This is a genomic window from Pontixanthobacter aquaemixtae (assembly GCF_009827395.1).
Classification (GTDB): domain Bacteria; phylum Pseudomonadota; class Alphaproteobacteria; order Sphingomonadales; family Sphingomonadaceae; genus Pontixanthobacter; species Pontixanthobacter aquaemixtae.
Genome location: NZ_WTYX01000002.1, coordinates 979,893 through 994,977, shown reverse-complemented (window position 1 = coordinate 994,977; position 15,085 = coordinate 979,893). Strand labels below are relative to the sequence as shown.

The window sequence follows — 15,085 nt, the reverse complement described above, 5'->3', positions numbered from 1 at the left end:
GGGTCGTTTTCATCCAATTATTGTGCTCCGAAGTATAGTGAAAAGGATTCGTGGGAATTCTTCATTCCCTCCTGAGAGAACACATAACACCGTCGCATCAACAGTAGCTGGGCCCGGCCGGAACGCAATTCCGGCTGCCTTGGCGCTCGCGATTGGCGCGTGATTGGCACCCAAGAGCACACAGCACTGCTTCTGGCGCGGCTTGGCCGTGTCCGGAAGCAATGGCCGCTTTCGCTTCGCCGCTCTCAGAACCGCAGTCGAGGGATGAGGATCACTGTTCGGTCGCGCAACTGAAAGAGGAAACACACAATGCCAAAGACACAAACAATAATTACCGCTTACGATCCGCAGAACCGCAATGCGCGCGGCGAAACCGTTTTGACATTCGATCCCAATATTGTCGGCCGCAATCCGGTTGCATTGCTGATGCCATGGTGGGACGCGCAAAATGCCGCAGTGGGCGGCATCCCCACTGTGACGGGGATAGAGATAAATGACGGCGTCGGGACGATGACCGTCGCCGATTCCAACGCGGCATCGAATTATTATCTCAACGCATTGCTGGTCGATCCGGAGATTGACGACATTCACGGGCTGCGCGCGATTGCCAACACGACGCCAAAGACATCTGCCGGGTTGCTGACCGTTCCCGGCCTGCCCGATGGCAATGATGTCAATATGCTGACGCCGCGCTGGGACAACCATCACGGCATGGTCGGCTATGCGGAGACGGTCAGTTCGCAAAAGGTCGGGGATCCGGGGCCGGATAGCGAAGTCGTCACCGTCAGCACCAATCACGCGAGCGACTATTTCGTCAACAGCATCTCTGCCGCGCGCAACGTTGTCCCGCATGCGGCGCAATCGGGCACTGCGCACAAAGTCGCCGGCGACGTGCTGCGGGTCTATTTCCCGGTTCCGTGGAACAATCCGCCCGTGGTTTTTTGCACCCCCTATTGGAAGGATGCCAATGCGCAGGTTGGATCGATCGAAACGATCAACAAGGTGACTACCGACTATTTCGAAGTCGCCAGCGGCAACCGGGCAGGAAATTACTATCTCAACTGGCTGGCGGTGACGTCCAATCCCAATTTCCACAAAGACCATGTCGACAAAGGATTTGCAGAATTTCTTGCCGCGCATCCGGATGAAGCCGGGCAGATCGCACAACATCGCGCCGCATTGGAAAGCGCCATTCTCAACGGCACGCCTCCACCGGCAGCCTTGATGCATGTCAAACGCAAGCGGTCTGCACCGCCTGCACCAGTGCCCGAATTTTCCGGCGCGCAGATCTTCAAAGATGCAGCGGCGATTGCGATTGACGGGCTCGGCCTGCTGGTTGCCGGGATCGGCGTAACTTTGTCGCTGGCGCAATCGTTCCAGAACACTCTGGTCAATACGCTCGCCGCGAGCATGGAAGCCGTGGCCGATGAAGTCACCCCGCTGATCAATACGCTGCAACGCGCGCAAGGTACCCTGGGCCGGATCGAGGGCATGGCCAAATCGCTGCTCAAATTCGTTGCGGGGCTTGCCGGTCTCGGATTGCTCAAGACGATTGTTTACCAGATGCTGGAAAGCCTTTCCTGGGTCGATTGGGTGATCGCCAGCGTCAAGCTGGTCGCGCAGTTGCTGGTGCTGGCAGCATCGCTGGTTGCATCAGCCGGTTTCGGTGCGGCGGCAGTGGTGATTGCCTGGATCGGGCGGATCGCGGCGCTAATCATGGCATCGGTTTCCGTCGGCCGGGATATCCGCAAGCTGATCGATGATCTCAATGCCAAGGGAACCGGGAAGGCGAGCCCCGCCTGACCTGCCATCGGGCATGCAAACATGGGGGAGCGTCCATTAATTGCGGCGCTCCCTCATTTTGCATCATCGCGTCCGGAATCGCTTACGGATTTGCATCGCCGGTAAAGGGTTTTGCATCGGTCCAGCCGCAACCCTCGCGCGTTTCCTCTCCAATCTTGAGAGTGATGGTGAAGGGGTATGACCGGTCCGCCATCGTGTCGTCGCATGGCGCATCGGTGACCAGCATATCGAAAGGCTTGCCGCCCAACTCCCCGCTCAGGCCCAGACCGCCCAGTCCCGCAAAACGTTTCACCGCAATCACATCGCCATCGATGTTTTCGGGCGTGGTATAGCGCAGCTCCTGCCCCACCGCATCGCCGCCCCAGAACGGCTCGTTCCCGCCGAAATAGAGCTTCTCCTCCGGTGCGATTGCCGAAAACACCTCTGCATCATCCGCGGTGACGCCGCCGGGACCCGCGCGGTTCTGACACCCCGCAGCCGATAGCGAGAGCGCGGTTACAAGTGCGATACAAAAATGTCTCATGGCTTAAACTCGTATTCCAATCGGGTTCATGGCGTGCGGGCTGCTCTGCTGCTCGGCCCAGACCGTGTCGATCCTACAGTATCACCGAATGCTCCCGGCAGCGTATGGCCAATGCGCCCGGAGTACTAGAATCGACAGTAACGCATCCGCGATGACGTGCTGCCGACATTGCGGTTCAAAGTGTTGGCACAACTGCGGACCAACCGTGTTTGGCAATTCAGTTCCTTCGCCTTGCGCATGGAACTCCGTTCGTCGCTACCGGCCGCTTCGCTTGCGCAGCGCGCTTTCATTTGCTTCACCCAAGCCGAATGCAAATCGTCCAGGTCTCTTTGAATGTCGGCCGGCATGGCTAGCCAGACGGCATTGATACGCTCCGAGGCCAGTTTGCGCTGCACTTCCGCCGCGTTGAGCGCAGCGTCGCCTTCGGCAGCAAACGCTGAGTCAATTTCGCGTTCACGCTCTTTCTGGGCATTTTCACGTGCTCTTTCTTCAGCCAACTCGGCTGCAATAGCCTGATCCTCGGCGATCTTCTCTTCGCGAATTTCATCAGACAGCAAATAGGATGCCAATGTCTCTCCTAGAAATTTGAGAGCCGGTGCGTCGTCATCCATCTCCGCAAACAGCTTTTCCCCATCGTCGGTAGGCTGGATAAAATAGTCGAATTCTGTCGTGTAGGTCCGCCCACGACGCTTCATTTTATATCGGTTTGCAAGATCCCTGACCGATCCCATTTCGGCCATGGATCGCGTTTCGTTGGCCTTCTTCTCAACGGTCTCGGGCAATTCGAGAGCCAATGTAGCGCGGCAACTGAATCGCTGGCTATCAGGATCATCACGCGAGGTTCGAACATCGTTCAAGCTAATCTTTAGCCGTTCAACAGCATTCTCCAGCTCGGTCGAATCATACGATCCCAGTTCCTTTTGGGCATCGATCTGGTTTTGGATACCGTATTCGAGTTCCTCTTTGAGAAGCTTGTCGATGAGTTCTTTGGACTCAGGACTACCGCATTCTGCAAATCCGGAATTCGTGCAACCTGCGACAAGCATGGGCACGCACAACATAGCTACAAACCTGAAGTCCCGCATTAAATCCCCCGTAAAATCCTTCGCAGTCAAAGAAATCTAACCGTCAAAGTCAAGTTCATTTCTTCCAAAAATTCTGACCGAGATCACGGCCTCAGAGCAGTTCTGCAACTACTCGCCCCTCTTGCTCGCCCTCGTGCGCAAAGCTAGGCAAGGGGCCCTCCCCAAGGCAATTTGCAAAGGTGTTCCCATGCGCAATCACACCACTTCACTCGCTCTCTCGCTGCCGCTGGCTTTCGCGCTGGCCGCCTGTTCGGCCGAAACCGAAGACAGCGCCATCCTTGATGACGCGCCAGAGCAGGTCTCCACCGAGATCGACCCCGCCGATCTTCCCGAAGGCATCCTCACCGTCGTCGAAGAGAAGATCGCCGGCATGACCATCGCCGAGGTCGAGCGCAAGGAACGCGAAGGCAAGGTTTTCTTCGATGTGGAAGGCACCCGCCCCGATGGCAGCGAAGTCGAGCTGGACATATTGCAGAACGACGATGGCAGCTTCACCGTGGTCGAGGTGCAACGCGATCTCGCATGGGCCGATGTACCCGCCGATGCCCGCGCCGCGAGCGAAGGCGTGGACGGCATGTTTGACCCGGTGCGTGTCATCGAAAGCATCCAGAATGACGGCACGGTGATCTACGAATTGTTTGCAGACGGCAAACCCGAAGCCCCCTCCGCTGAAATCGCGGTGAAAGACGGCGAAGCCAAAATGCTGACCGAGCGCTGGGAATATTGACGCGCGGCGGCGGGTGACAAAGGTGACACTGGGTCACTTTTGCCGTCCCCGCTCAGCCTCTTGAATTGCCGCCCAGCATGAACTTGCCCAGCAGCGCAACCGTCAGCCGCTCGCCTGCCCTCTCGGAGGCGGGGGTCAAACTTGCGGTAGCTGCCGATCTGCTCGCCCCTTCGACAGGCTCAGGACAGGCCTGAAAGAACACCGGCATCTCGCCCCCGTTGAGCGCGGAGAAACGCGGCCTGTTTGGCGAGGGTCCAGCCGTCGTGACGTTGGGTGCGATTAGAGGTGGTGGCGGGCGAAAGGGATGTATCGTGCTTGCTCATCCGGCAGGGTAAGGCAGATTTTGGGAGTGTAGGAAAGTATTTGGAAAGCAAAACAAGCTAGCACTTCTTCGGAAGTTCACGAATTACGTTAGCAGGTTCAACAATGGATACGGTCAGCACGTTTCTAAACAGTCCCGGTCCGACATTCTCGCTAGTCATGGGCTTAGCCCTTGCGGTGGGTGGGTTGTTCCTGGTTGTGTTGGTGATGGGGGAAAAATCAAAGATCGGTCGCAATCGTGCATATTGGGCTGGACGGCAACAAACAAAGAATGGCCAGTTGGCGATTGACCAACTCGACAAGGTTATGTCCGCGCAATTCTATTCGCGACCTCTCCTCAACAAACCCGAGGGGATCGTATTCAAGGCTTTGGATCAAGCGGTACTGGCCAGAAACTCAGATTGGCAGGTTATGGCCCAAGTCAGTTTGGGCGAATTTCTCGGCAGTAGAGACAAGAAGGCTTTTCTGTCGGTCAACTCCAAGCGGGTTGATTTCGCGCTGATGGACGAGAAGTGCCGCGTTGTTCACGCACTGGAGTACCAAGGCACCGGCCACCATCAGGGCAGCGCCGCTGCACGTGACGCAGTAAAGAAAGAAGCCTTGCGAAAAGCGGGTATTGGCTACCACGAAGTGATCGCTGGGCACACAACGCCAAAGGAACTGCGGGCGCTGGTGGAGAAGTTGGTGCCGGCTGGATAAGCAGCCTGTTGAAGCAAAACACTGAGGCTCTCGGACCTAAGAACTTTGCAGCAACACTCAGTCATTCCCGCGTAGGCGGGAATCTACGGCCACTAGGCACCAATGCACACTCGATGCCGCCCACACAGCAGCTCGTGGCAGAGCTACGAAAGCTCCCACCCCCCCGCAGCGTCCGCGATCAGTGCAGTCGTTTGTGCCAGACTTTGCCGTCGCGGATGCCGACGCTGGCGAGGTGTTCGCTGCCGCGTTTGAACAGCCAGGTATCCGAGGTGAATGTCTTGAACTCGTTGGTTTGCAAGTGATTGGCTTTGCAGCCCAGCACATGTTCAACCTCGCTCAAGGTCATGCCGTTGCGGACTTTCGCCCAATTGTCAGCGGAGATCGGGGCGCATTTGGCAGCAGGTGCCAGGCCCGCATCATGCGCGGTTGCATATGGCGTGGTGCAAGCCGTTGCGACAAAGGAAATGCCCAAAAGAACCGGTAGATACTTCATTGTAAACTCCCCTAGTTACATAAGAATCCCTGAATTGTTTGAGTAAACTGCGGATGCAGAGCTTTACTGTCAATGAACGGGGATTTTCTGTCAGATTCTTGCGCAATCTGTTGGGTTGGCGAGCATCTAGGCGGCGCTCACTCTTCCGCCGGAAGGTAGAGCTCGCTGCCTTTCTCGGCGTATTTTTCGGCCATCTCGCGCATCCCTTCTTCGGCAGCCTTACGGCTCGCCTCGGCGGCGTCGGCCCCGCTTTGCTGCGCCATAATAAACCCGTCGGAGGACTGGTTCTGCTTTGCAGCGAAGTCGCGCACCTCCTGGCTGATCTGCATCGAGCAGAATTTCGGGCCGCACATAGAACAGAAATGCGCGGTCTTTGCGCCCTCTGCGGGGAGCGTCTGGTCGTGATATTCCTCCGCCGTTTCGGGGTCGAGGCTGAGGTTGAACTGGTCGCGCCAGCGGAATTCGAAGCGAGCTTTTGACAGCGCATCGTCGCGCAGCTGTGCGGCGGGGTGGCCTTTGGCGAGGTCGGCGGCGTGGGCGGCCAGCTTGTAGGTCACCACGCCCACTTTCACATCGTCGCGGTCGGGCAGGCCGAGGTGTTCTTTCGGAGTGACGTAGCAAAGCATTGCGGTGCCGTACCAACCGATCTGCGCCGCGCCGATGCCGCTGGTGATGTGGTCGTAACCCGGCGCGATATCGGTCACCAGCGGGCCGAGCGTGTAGAAGGGCGCTTCGCCGCACACCTCCAGTTGCTTGTCCATATTCTCCTTGATCTTGTGCATCGGGACATGGCCCGGCCCCTCGATCATCACCTGCACATCTTCTTTCCACGCGCGGTGGGTCAGCTCGCCCAGCGTGTATAGCTCTGCAAATTGCGCTTCGTCATTGGCATCGGCGATGCTGCCGGGGCGCAGGCCGTCACCCAGCGAATAGGCGATGTCATAGGCCTTCATGATCTCGGTGATGTCGTCGAAATGCTCGTAGAGGAAGCTTTCCTTGTGATGCGCGAGGCACCATTTCGCCATGATGCTGCCGCCGCGGCTGACAATGCCCGTGACGCGTTTGGCCGCCATCGGCACATAGGGCAGGCGCACGCCGGCATGGATGGTGAAGTAATCGACGCCCTGCTCGGCCTGTTCGATCAGCGTGTCGCGGAAGATTTCCCAAGTGAGGTCTTCAGCCACGCCGCCAACTTTCTCCAGCGCCTGATAAATCGGCACGGTGCCGATGGGGACGGAGGAGTTGCGGATGATCCATTCGCGCGTGTCGTGGATGTTGCGGCCGGTGCTGAGGTCCATCACCGTATCCGCGCCCCAGCGGGTGGCCCAGACCATCTTGTCGACTTCGCTGGCGACGTCTGATGCCACCGCGCTGTTGCCGATATTGGCGTTGATCTTGACCAGGAAATTGCGCCCGATCGCCATTGGCTCGGTTTCGGGATGGTTGATGTTGTTCGGGATGATCGCGCGGCCCCGTGCGACTTCATCGCGGACGAATTCGGGCGTGACGAGGCTGGGGATTGCCGCGCCATAGCTCTCCCCTCCGCTCGCCGCCTCGCGCGCCATTTCGCGGCCGAGATTTTCGCGGGTGGCGACATATTCCATCTCGGGCGTGACGATGCCTTTGCGGGCATAGTGCATTTGGCTGACATTCTGGCCTGCCTTGGCGCGCAGCGGGCGTTTGACGACATTGGGATAGCCGGGAACGCCGCCGCTGCGGTCAGGGCCGAGCTGGCCGTTATCTTCGGGCTTCACTTCGCGCGCTTCGTAATCCTCGACATCACCGCGCGCCATGATCCATTCACGGCGCAGCTGCGGCAAGCCGGTATTGATATCGATCTGCGCGTCGGGATCGCTATAGGGGCCGGAGGTGTCATAGACGCGCACCGGCGGTTCTCCGCTGCTCGGCTCCAGCTCGATCTCGCGCATCGCCACGCGCCTCTCGCCGACATAAACCTTGCGGCTGCCGCGGATCGGCCCGGTGGTTACGCCGATTTCGATATGAGAGTTGATGTCAGCCATGCGCTTATTCTCCAGAGACGGAGTGCGCGTGCCTGCCAAAACCAAGCCCGCTCCCTCCGCCGATGTTAGTCGGTTCAGGTTCAACGGGTCGGGCGGTGCTACGCGCCCCTCTCAGGTCAAGCGACCTCCCCGGGGATGCAAGATAGTTAGGCGCAGAATGCCCAAAGGTCCAGCGCGGTGTCGCCCGGATGCCGGGCAAAAAACGGATGGGTGCGGGCTATATCCGCATTATCGCCATGACGATCGCGGCGAGACCGATTGCAACCGATATTCCCGCCCAGAAGCGGTTGACCATCGACATCATTCCGCGCGCAAAACCCATGAACAGATCGCCAAAGGCCAGAATCAGCGCGCCTTCGATCACCACCCAGCCGCCAATAATCTTGATCGCAATCTGCATCCAGTCAGAGGTGTCCCATGCCGCGGACAGATACAGGACCGTGCCAATGCAGAGGCAGAAAATCCCGGTCAGAAACCGCACCGCGCCATTGCCGGTGATATCGACCACCATCGCTTCCCACGATCCCGGTCGTCGCCACTCGCCAATCCCTGCTGCAGCGGCATAAATGCCGGTGACAAGCATGATCCAGGCAGGATAATCGATTTCGGCAGGCATGGCTTTGCTCCTTTCCCGATCCGCAGGCGGGCCCCGCAAGGAAACAGTGCAAATGCGCGTTGTGATCCTTGGAAGGCAGGGCGGCGCGTTGCTGCTGCGCTCCATTCTCTGCCGCTGGTTCCCGCTGACCTGCAGAGGCTACGCCTGCATGCGCAAAAGGTCCAGCGCGCTACTGCGCCCCAAGCTCTCGCAGATCGCGCATGAAATTGTTGGTCCAGCCGTGGATGTCGTCTTCGCGCACGGTTTTGACCAGCGCTTCATAGCGCCGCTTGCGTTCTTCCAGCGGCATATCGAGAGCGGTGCGAATGGCCCGCGCCAGATTGTCCGGGCTGTGCGGATTGACCAATACCGCTTCGGTCAATTGATGCGCCGCGCCGGCAAATTGGGACAGGATCAGCACGCCCGGATCCTCGGGATCTTGCGCCGCGACATATTCCTTGGCGACCAGATTCATCCCGTCACGAAGCGGCGTAACCAGGCAAATCTTCGAAGCGCGATAGAAGCCGCACAGTTCGGCCAGCGAGTGGCCTTTGTTGACGTAGCGGATCGGGACCAGATCGACCTCGCTGCGCGCGCCGTTGATCTGGCCGGTCTTCTGCTCCAGCTCCGCACGGATTTTCTGGTAGCTGTCGACATCCTCGCGGCTGGGCGGCGCGATCTGGATAAAGACAAGGTCGCGCGTTCGGTCCGGATTCTGGTCAAAAAAGCGCGAAATGCCGTCGATCCTCTCGGGCAGGCCTTTTGAATAGTCGAGCCGGTCAACGCCGATCATCGCGATCCGGTTGCGCGTGCTGTCAATCACCCGCTGCTCTGCGTTCTTTGCTTCCTTGGTCTTGCCTTGCGTCTGGATATGATCCCAATCGACCCCGATCGGATAGGCCCGCGCAAAGGTTTCCTTATCCTCGAAAGCGATCCGGCCAGTGCTTTCATCAACCTCGGCGCCCAGTTCTTTTTCGCAATAATGCAGGAAGCTGCCGAGCCATTCCCCGGTCTGGAAACCGATCACATCATATTCCAGCATCGTGCGCACCAGCCGCTCGTGATACGGCAGCGAGACGAACAGCCGCGCGGGCGGCCACGGCGTATGCAGGAAAAAGCCGATCCGGTTCTTCGCCCCGTGCGACCGCAGCCGTTCGCCCAAGGGCAACAAGTGGTAATCATGCACCCAGATCAGATCGTCAGGATCGATCAACGGGGCGACGCTATTGGCAAATGTCTCGTTGACCCGTTCATAACCGCGGCCGGTTTCGTTCTCGTACTCGGTCAGATCGAGCCGGTAATGGAACAGAGGCCACAAGGTCGAATTGGCATAGCCGTTGTAATATTCTTCAATGTCGGTTTCGCTCAGATCAATCGTCGCGGTGGTTACGCCATCATCGGTTTGCAGCTGGATATGGCCGGTGGTTTCGCTCGATTCTTCGCCCGACCAGCCGAACCATATCCCGCCAAATTTCTTGAGCGCGGAATTGAGCGCCCCCGCCAGCCCGCCTTGCGCACCGGCCGCACCGCGCGCTTTGGGCACGGCAACGCGGTTGGAAATGATAACCAGCCTGCTCATCGCACTTCGTTCCAAGGCTTGGACAACAGCCCTGCGCAATTGATGATCCCGACCAGCGAATATGTCTGCGGGAAATTGCCCCACAGTTCGCCGGTCTCCCAGTCGAGATCCTCGCTCAGCATCCCCGATCCGGTCGTATGGCCGAGCATGGTAGAAAACAGGCTGTGCGCTTCTTCCGACCGGCCGGCGAGATGCAGCGCCTCGATCAGCCAGAAAGTGCAGACATTGAACGCGGTTTCGGGCGCTCCGAAATCATCTTCCGCCGCATAGCGCAGCATATGTTCGCCGCGCCGCAGTTCTTTCTCGATCGCAGCGAAGGTGGATTGGAAACGCGGATCGTCGGGCCTGAGGAAGCGCAAGTCGATCATCTGCAGCAAGCTGGCGTCGAGATAGTCGCTTTCGAAACTGGCTTTGTAATGGCCTGCCTGCCCGTTCCCATCGCCTTCGACCCAAGCCTCTTTTTCAATTTTGGCGCGGATTGCATCGGCGCGGCTGCGCCACAATTCCTCGCGGTCAGCCTTGCCGATCCAACCGGCGGTGGTGGCCAGCCGGTCGCAGGCGGCCCAGCTCATGATCGCCGAATAGGTGTGCACTTCCTGCCGCGTGCGGAATTCCCACAATCCGGCGTCCGGTTGATCGTGCATCTTCCACGCCATTTCGCCGACTTCTTCGAGGCTGGCAAAATCGGTATCGCCCGCCATGCGCAGCAGGCGTTTGTCGATAAAACCCTGCACCGTTGGCAGCACGATCTGGCCATAGCAATCATGCTGGACCTGTTTGTAGGCGGCGTTCCCGACACGCACCGGCCCCATCCCGCGATAGCCCGCCAGATGCGCGGCGGTGGTTTCGTTGAGTTCGCTTTCGCCCATCACCGAATAAAGCGGCTGGATCTGCCCGCCTTTGGCGGAATCGACAATGTTGCGCAGATAGCCGAGGTATTTTTCCAGCACATCGAGCGCGCCGAGCCGGTTGAGCGCCTGCACGGTGTAATAGGAATCGCGGATCCAGCAGAAGCGGTAATCCCAGTTACGCTCGCTGCCTTCATGCTCGGGGATCGAAGTGGTCAGAGCCGCCACGATCGCGCCGGTTTCTTCATGCTGGCACAGTTTCAGCGTAATCGCGCAGCGGATGACTTCATCCTGCCATTCGAACGGCGTTGCCAGACCGCGCGCCCAATGCTGCCAATATTTGCGCGTCGATTGTTCCATCCGGCGGATTTCCACCCGTAGATTGCCGGTGAAGGGTTCATCAGGGCCGAGGAAGAAATGGGTGTCGTCTTCGATCCGGAAAGTGCGCCCTTCCATAAGATAGCCAACGGGGGCGTCGGTGCTGAGGCGCAGGCCCTGCTGCCCGACGAGATAGCGGATATGGTTGGTTCCGCTGGTCATTTCAGCCAGTTGCGCGCCGTAATTTTTCATCGGCCGCAGCACCACTTTGATCCGCGGATGGCCCGCGATTGGCCTGACAATCCGGGCAATCGCAACCGGGCGATACATCCGCCCGTTCCCTTCAAAGCGCGGACAGAAATCGAGTATCTCGACAATGCTTCCGTCTTCCGATTCCAGCCGGGTGACAAGGATCGGGGTGTTGCGGATATATTCCTGGCTGGCGGATATTTGCCCGTCGAGCTCGAAGCGCCAAATGCCCGCCTCGCGGTTGCTGTCATTCAGCAGCGAACAGAATACCGGGTCCCCATCGACGCGCGGCACGCAGCCCCAAACCAAGGCACCGGTCTGGTCGATCAAGCCGCTGATCTGGCAATTGCCGATGGGCCACAAGTCCAAATCGGATTGCAGAGCGGGAGAAATTTGTGCGTTCATAGGCCTAACCACTCGTGGACATCGCGGACAGTGTCCAGTGCGAATTGGGCATTTTGCGATTCCCGCTCGCCAATGGCGATGCCGAAACCGCCCATCTCGTGCGCCTTTGCAAAGCCGTCTTCATCGGTCACATCGTCGCCGATAAAGACCGGTTTGCTGCCGGAAAACGGTGCGATCTCCATAAACGCGGCAACCGCTGCGCCTTTGTCAGCACCGGGCCGGACCAGTTCGACAACACATTTTCCGTGTTTCGCGACAAGACCATCCGCCTGAGCAATGGCCAGCGCCTCGCTTGCGATACCGGGGCCCTTTTCGGGGACGGCGCGGTAATGCAGCGCCGCGCCGAATGATTTGCGTTCAAACAACGCCCCGCTCGCATCGGCAATTGCCTTCAGCTGCCGGACAATATCGGGATCGAGCGGCTGCGGGGTGTCGCCAAGCGCCGATCCGTCGGCCAGCACCCGCTCCGCCCCGTGCGATCCGGCGCGCGCAATACCCAGCGCGCCCGCATGCTGGCCCAAATTGTCCAGACCGCGTCCGCTGACGAGCGCAAGACGCCCGCCGAGCGACTTCGACAAAGCCCCCAGCCGCGCTGCAAGATTGTCCGGCACATCGATGGAGTCGGGACCCGAAGCGATGTCCACCAGCGTCCCGTCAAAATCGAGAAACAGCGAGACGTCCCCTGTCGCGAGAAGCGCGTCGAGCGGCGGCGGAGGCGGCAATTGACCGGATGACATTGCTGCCTTCCTAACGCGCTATGCCGCTCCGGGGAATGGGCCGCGCAATGCTATTCATTGATCCGGGCCAATCTTTTTTTGAATGGGTTCAGGCCGGATCGTCCACCGCCCGCCAGAGCAGCAACGCCAGAAGCAAAGTCGCCGCCGTACCCGCAGCACCCGCCGGGAAGACCAGATCCATTCCCTTGGCCATGGCGCCCAGATTGGCCAACAGCGCCGCCAATCCGGCCAATGCGGCCAGACCGCCTAGGGCTTTGCCCGCACCCCCGCCCGAACGCGCGACGCCCAGGCCGATCAATATCGCGGCGAAACCGAACAGGAATTTGCCTGCGAAATAGAGGAAGAATGCACCCGCCAGCACCGCACCAAATGCCGGCGCCATCGCTTCGCCCGCATCCTGGAGCGGGGCAAACATGGCCAGCCCCATACCGACCTGCACGACATTGAGCACGCCGCCCATCGCAATTGCGGCCCACATGGCAGAGTGGAGCGGCTGGCGCGCCAGCGCGACCAGCGCAAAGACCGAAACGCCCAAAAAGGCAACCGCTTCGGCGGTCCAGATGATCATCCGCGGCGGCTCTCCCCCGCCGCTATAGATGGCGAAATATATGATCTGCGTCACAACCGTAAGGATCAGCAGAAGCGCGGTCAGCCGCGCGGCCCGATTGGCGGAAATGTCCATGTTATATGTCCCTGTTACAAGGACACGCAGTGCCCCCAGCCCCCGGTTCGCACCAAAGCGCGAACCGGTTACATGGATAGCGCAATTCACGCCTTTTCGGAAATGCGCCCGCCGCCCTCAGACCGCGCGGGTCAGGCCTCTACTGCTGCGCAGCGATCCAATCGTCGATCTTCTTTTCGAGGACAGGCAGCGGCAGCGCGCCGGTATCGAGCACAGCCGCATGGAAGCCCCTGATGTCGAAATCATCGCCCAGCGCGTCTTCGGCGCGCTTGCGCAATTCCTGGATTTTTAGCGCGCCGACTTTGTAGGCCAGCGCCTGCGTGGGGATCGCGATATAGCGTTCGACCTCTGCCGTCGCATCGGTTTTGCCCATGGAGGAATTGTCGATCATATACTGGATCGCCTGATCGCGCGTCCAACCCTTGGTGTGGAGCCCGGTATCGACCACCAGCCGCATCGCGCGCAATTGCTCGTCCGCCAGCGTTCCCATCCGCTGATAGGGATCGTCGAACAGGCCCATCTCGTAACCGATCGTTTCCGAATAGAGCGCCCACCCCTCGACATAGGCGGTGTTGCCGCCAAAGCGCATGAAAGCGGGCAGTTTTTCGTTCTCATTCGCGAGGCTGATCTGGAAGTGATGGCCCGGCGCACCTTCGTGCAGATAGAGCGTGGTATTGCCCATGATGTTGCGGCTGGGCAGATCATAGGCGTTGAAATAAAACACGCCCGGACGGCCCGCCTCCAAAGAGCCCGACTGGTAGGAGCCGCCCGCCTGGAACTTCTCGCGGAATTCCTCATAGGGTTTGATTTCCAGCGGCGTCTTGGGGACGAGCGAGAAATAATCGCCGATCTTCTCGTCCACGATCTTGCCGATGCGGTAATAGTCCTGCGTCAGCCATTCGCGGCTTTCGGGCTGCAGTTCGGGGTCGTTGCGCAGATGCTCGAAAAATTCCTGCAGCGTCCCTTCAAAGCCGACTTCCTGTTTGACGCCTTCCATTTCCTTCAGAATGCGCGCGACTTCGGACAGGCCGAGATTGTGCAGATAATCGGCAGTCAGCGGCAGCGTGGTCGTGTTTTCGATCATCCGCTGATAAAGCTGCGCGCCGCCTTTCATCTCGCTCATGCCGAAGCTGGTCCGCGCCACGGGCAGATATTCCTCGACCAGGAAATCGCGCAGACGGGCATGCGCGGCGTAAATTTCGCTGACCGAGTTTTGATAGTCAGCGGTCAGGCGCGCCTTTTCCTGGTCAGAAAAGCTTTCGGGAAAATTGTCGATCGGCCCCCATAGCGGAGATTCGGTGAGACCTTGGCCCAGCTGCGTGTTGAGCTGTTCGATCACATTGTTGATCGTCAGGCTGGTTTCGAAAACGCCGGTTTCCATGCCCCGGCGGAAGCCCGCGATCGAACGGTCGGTAATCGCGACATAGTCTTTATGCCGCGACAGGTTGTTCTCATAATCCTTTACCGTGGCAAACGGCGCGGCGCCTTTTCCGCTGGCAAAAGTCGGATAGAAAGTATGGAAACCGGTAAAATGGTTGACCGGGCGGGTTTCGGTCAGCGCGCGGATTTGATCGCTGTTGCCGGCCAGCGATTGTTCCTGATTATATTTGAACACGTCAAAGGCGATCTTGTCCGTCGGGCTCAAAATCTCGCGATCAATCTTTGCGAGGCCAGCCAGATTGGCCTTGGAGTTGGCGATATCCTGCTGGACATAGGCCTCTGTCCCGAACTCGCCGATCTTGTCGGCATAGCGCATATCGCCGCGAAACAGCGCGCTGATCGGGTTGAGCTTGAGATCGGCCTCGTCCGCCGAAGCGAACAGCGCAAACAGCTTCTTATGCTCTGCCTGGGTGATAACTTCTGCGGCGGTATCAGCGACGGGCGCAGCTTTGGGAGGCGGGGCCGAAGCCACCTCTTCCCCATTGGCGCCGCACGCGGCGAGTGACAAAGCGGATACGCCGATCAGCGCGTTGCGAAGAGTATTCATGTGGTGGTCCCCT

The 15,085-nt window shown here is 59.1% G+C and carries 13 protein-coding genes and 1 riboswitch; of the genes, 3 read left to right on the top strand and 10 right to left on the bottom strand.

Going from position 1 to position 15,085, the window contains the following annotated elements:
• Positions 1 to 309 precede the first annotated feature (309 nt).
• The gene (locus tag GRI41_RS13780; protein ID WP_160605717.1) at positions 310 to 1,803 is read left to right on the top strand and encodes a hypothetical protein; all 1,494 of its coding nucleotides are present in this window, start codon (positions 310 to 312) and stop codon (positions 1,801 to 1,803) included.
• A gap of 82 nt (positions 1,804 to 1,885) precedes the next feature.
• On the opposite strand, the gene GRI41_RS13775 is transcribed toward GRI41_RS13780, so the two are convergent.
• Positions 1,886 to 2,326, bottom strand: a complete 441-nt coding sequence (locus GRI41_RS13775) for a hypothetical protein (protein ID WP_202388818.1) — start codon at positions 2,324 to 2,326, stop codon at positions 1,886 to 1,888.
• A 125-nt stretch (positions 2,327 to 2,451) separates the two neighbouring features.
• A complete protein-coding gene (locus GRI41_RS13770) occupies positions 2,452 to 3,441 on the bottom strand; it encodes a hypothetical protein (RefSeq protein WP_160605716.1) in 990 nt (329 codons plus the stop codon).
• Positions 3,442 to 3,598: 157 nt separating this feature from the next.
• On the opposite strand from GRI41_RS13770, the gene GRI41_RS13765 reads away from it, so the two are divergent.
• Both GRI41_RS13765 and GRI41_RS13760 read left to right on the top strand, forming a co-directional pair.
• Positions 3,599 to 4,138 carry a hypothetical protein gene (locus GRI41_RS13765; RefSeq protein ID WP_160605715.1) on the top strand — a complete coding sequence of 180 codons (540 nt, stop codon included), beginning with the start codon at positions 3,599 to 3,601 and terminating at the stop codon, positions 4,136 to 4,138.
• Positions 4,139 to 4,564: 426 nt separating this feature from the next.
• The gene (locus GRI41_RS13760) at positions 4,565 to 5,158 is read left to right on the top strand and encodes a DUF2726 domain-containing protein (RefSeq protein WP_160605714.1); all 594 of its coding nucleotides are present in this window, start codon (positions 4,565 to 4,567) and stop codon (positions 5,156 to 5,158) included.
• 178 nt (positions 5,159 to 5,336) lie between these two features.
• Here the strand turns inward: GRI41_RS13760 and GRI41_RS13755 are convergent, their stop codons facing one another.
• From GRI41_RS13755 to GRI41_RS13720, 8 genes are all read right to left on the bottom strand, one after another.
• Positions 5,337 to 5,651 (bottom strand): hypothetical protein, encoded by a 315-nt coding sequence (locus tag GRI41_RS13755; protein WP_160605713.1) that lies wholly within the window; start codon positions 5,649 to 5,651, stop codon positions 5,337 to 5,339.
• Between the two features lie 137 nt (positions 5,652 to 5,788).
• Positions 5,789 to 7,672, bottom strand: coding sequence for a phosphomethylpyrimidine synthase ThiC (gene thiC / locus GRI41_RS13750; RefSeq protein WP_160605712.1), 1,884 nt, complete (start codon positions 7,670 to 7,672; stop codon positions 5,789 to 5,791).
• A 34-nt stretch (positions 7,673 to 7,706) separates the two neighbouring features.
• Positions 7,707 to 7,814, bottom strand: a riboswitch (TPP riboswitch).
• 75 nt (positions 7,815 to 7,889) lie between these two features.
• A complete protein-coding gene (locus GRI41_RS13745) occupies positions 7,890 to 8,288 on the bottom strand; it encodes a hypothetical protein (protein ID WP_160605711.1) in 399 nt (132 codons plus the stop codon).
• Positions 8,289 to 8,457: 169 nt separating this feature from the next.
• A complete protein-coding gene (locus tag GRI41_RS13740) occupies positions 8,458 to 9,846 on the bottom strand; it encodes an alpha,alpha-trehalose-phosphate synthase (UDP-forming) (RefSeq protein ID WP_160605710.1) in 1,389 nt (462 codons plus the stop codon).
• Complete coding sequence (locus GRI41_RS13735) at positions 9,843 to 11,666, bottom strand: glycoside hydrolase family 15 protein (protein WP_160605709.1); 1,824 nt, start codon at positions 11,664 to 11,666, stop codon at positions 9,843 to 9,845. Before GRI41_RS13735 ends, GRI41_RS13740 begins: the two co-directional genes overlap by 4 nt.
• A complete protein-coding gene (otsB, locus tag GRI41_RS13730; RefSeq protein WP_160605708.1) occupies positions 11,663 to 12,403 on the bottom strand; it encodes a trehalose-phosphatase in 741 nt (246 codons plus the stop codon). Before otsB ends, GRI41_RS13735 begins: the two co-directional genes overlap by 4 nt.
• An 88-nt stretch (positions 12,404 to 12,491) precedes the next feature.
• Positions 12,492 to 13,085, bottom strand: a complete 594-nt coding sequence (locus tag GRI41_RS13725) for a thiamine biosynthesis protein ThiC (protein WP_160605707.1) — start codon at positions 13,083 to 13,085, stop codon at positions 12,492 to 12,494.
• Positions 13,086 to 13,224: 139 nt separating this feature from the next.
• Complete coding sequence (locus GRI41_RS13720) at positions 13,225 to 15,072, bottom strand: DUF885 domain-containing protein (protein ID WP_160605706.1); 1,848 nt, start codon at positions 15,070 to 15,072, stop codon at positions 13,225 to 13,227.
• Positions 15,073 to 15,085: the final 13 nt, after the last annotated feature.

What these genes read in the sequence shown, in the direction of transcription:
- GRI41_RS13780 (WP_160605717.1), top strand. Translation starts at nt 310, where the DNA reads ATGCCAAAGACACAAACAATAATTACCGCTTACGATCCGCAGAACCGC.
- GRI41_RS13775 (WP_202388818.1), bottom strand. Translation starts at nt 2,326, where the DNA reads ATGAGACATTTTTGTATCGCACTTGTAACCGCGCTCTCGCTATCGGCT.
- GRI41_RS13765 (WP_160605715.1), top strand. Translation starts at nt 3,599, where the DNA reads ATGCGCAATCACACCACTTCACTCGCTCTCTCGCTGCCGCTGGCTTTC.
- GRI41_RS13760 (WP_160605714.1), top strand. Translation starts at nt 4,565, where the DNA reads ATGGATACGGTCAGCACGTTTCTAAACAGTCCCGGTCCGACATTCTCG.
- GRI41_RS13755 (WP_160605713.1), bottom strand. Translation starts at nt 5,651, where the DNA reads ATGAAGTATCTACCGGTTCTTTTGGGCATTTCCTTTGTCGCAACGGCT.
- thiC (WP_160605712.1), bottom strand. Translation starts at nt 7,672, where the DNA reads ATGGCTGACATCAACTCTCATATCGAAATCGGCGTAACCACCGGGCCG.
- GRI41_RS13745 (WP_160605711.1), bottom strand. Translation starts at nt 8,288, where the DNA reads ATGCCTGCCGAAATCGATTATCCTGCCTGGATCATGCTTGTCACCGGC.
- GRI41_RS13740 (WP_160605710.1), bottom strand. Translation starts at nt 9,846, where the DNA reads ATGAGCAGGCTGGTTATCATTTCCAACCGCGTTGCCGTGCCCAAAGCG.
- GRI41_RS13735 (WP_160605709.1), bottom strand. Translation starts at nt 11,666, where the DNA reads ATGAACGCACAAATTTCTCCCGCTCTGCAATCCGATTTGGACTTGTGG.
- otsB (WP_160605708.1), bottom strand. Translation starts at nt 12,403, where the DNA reads ATGTCATCCGGTCAATTGCCGCCTCCGCCGCCGCTCGACGCGCTTCTC.
- GRI41_RS13725 (WP_160605707.1), bottom strand. Translation starts at nt 13,085, where the DNA reads ATGGACATTTCCGCCAATCGGGCCGCGCGGCTGACCGCGCTTCTGCTG.
- GRI41_RS13720 (WP_160605706.1), bottom strand. Translation starts at nt 15,072, where the DNA reads ATGAATACTCTTCGCAACGCGCTGATCGGCGTATCCGCTTTGTCACTC.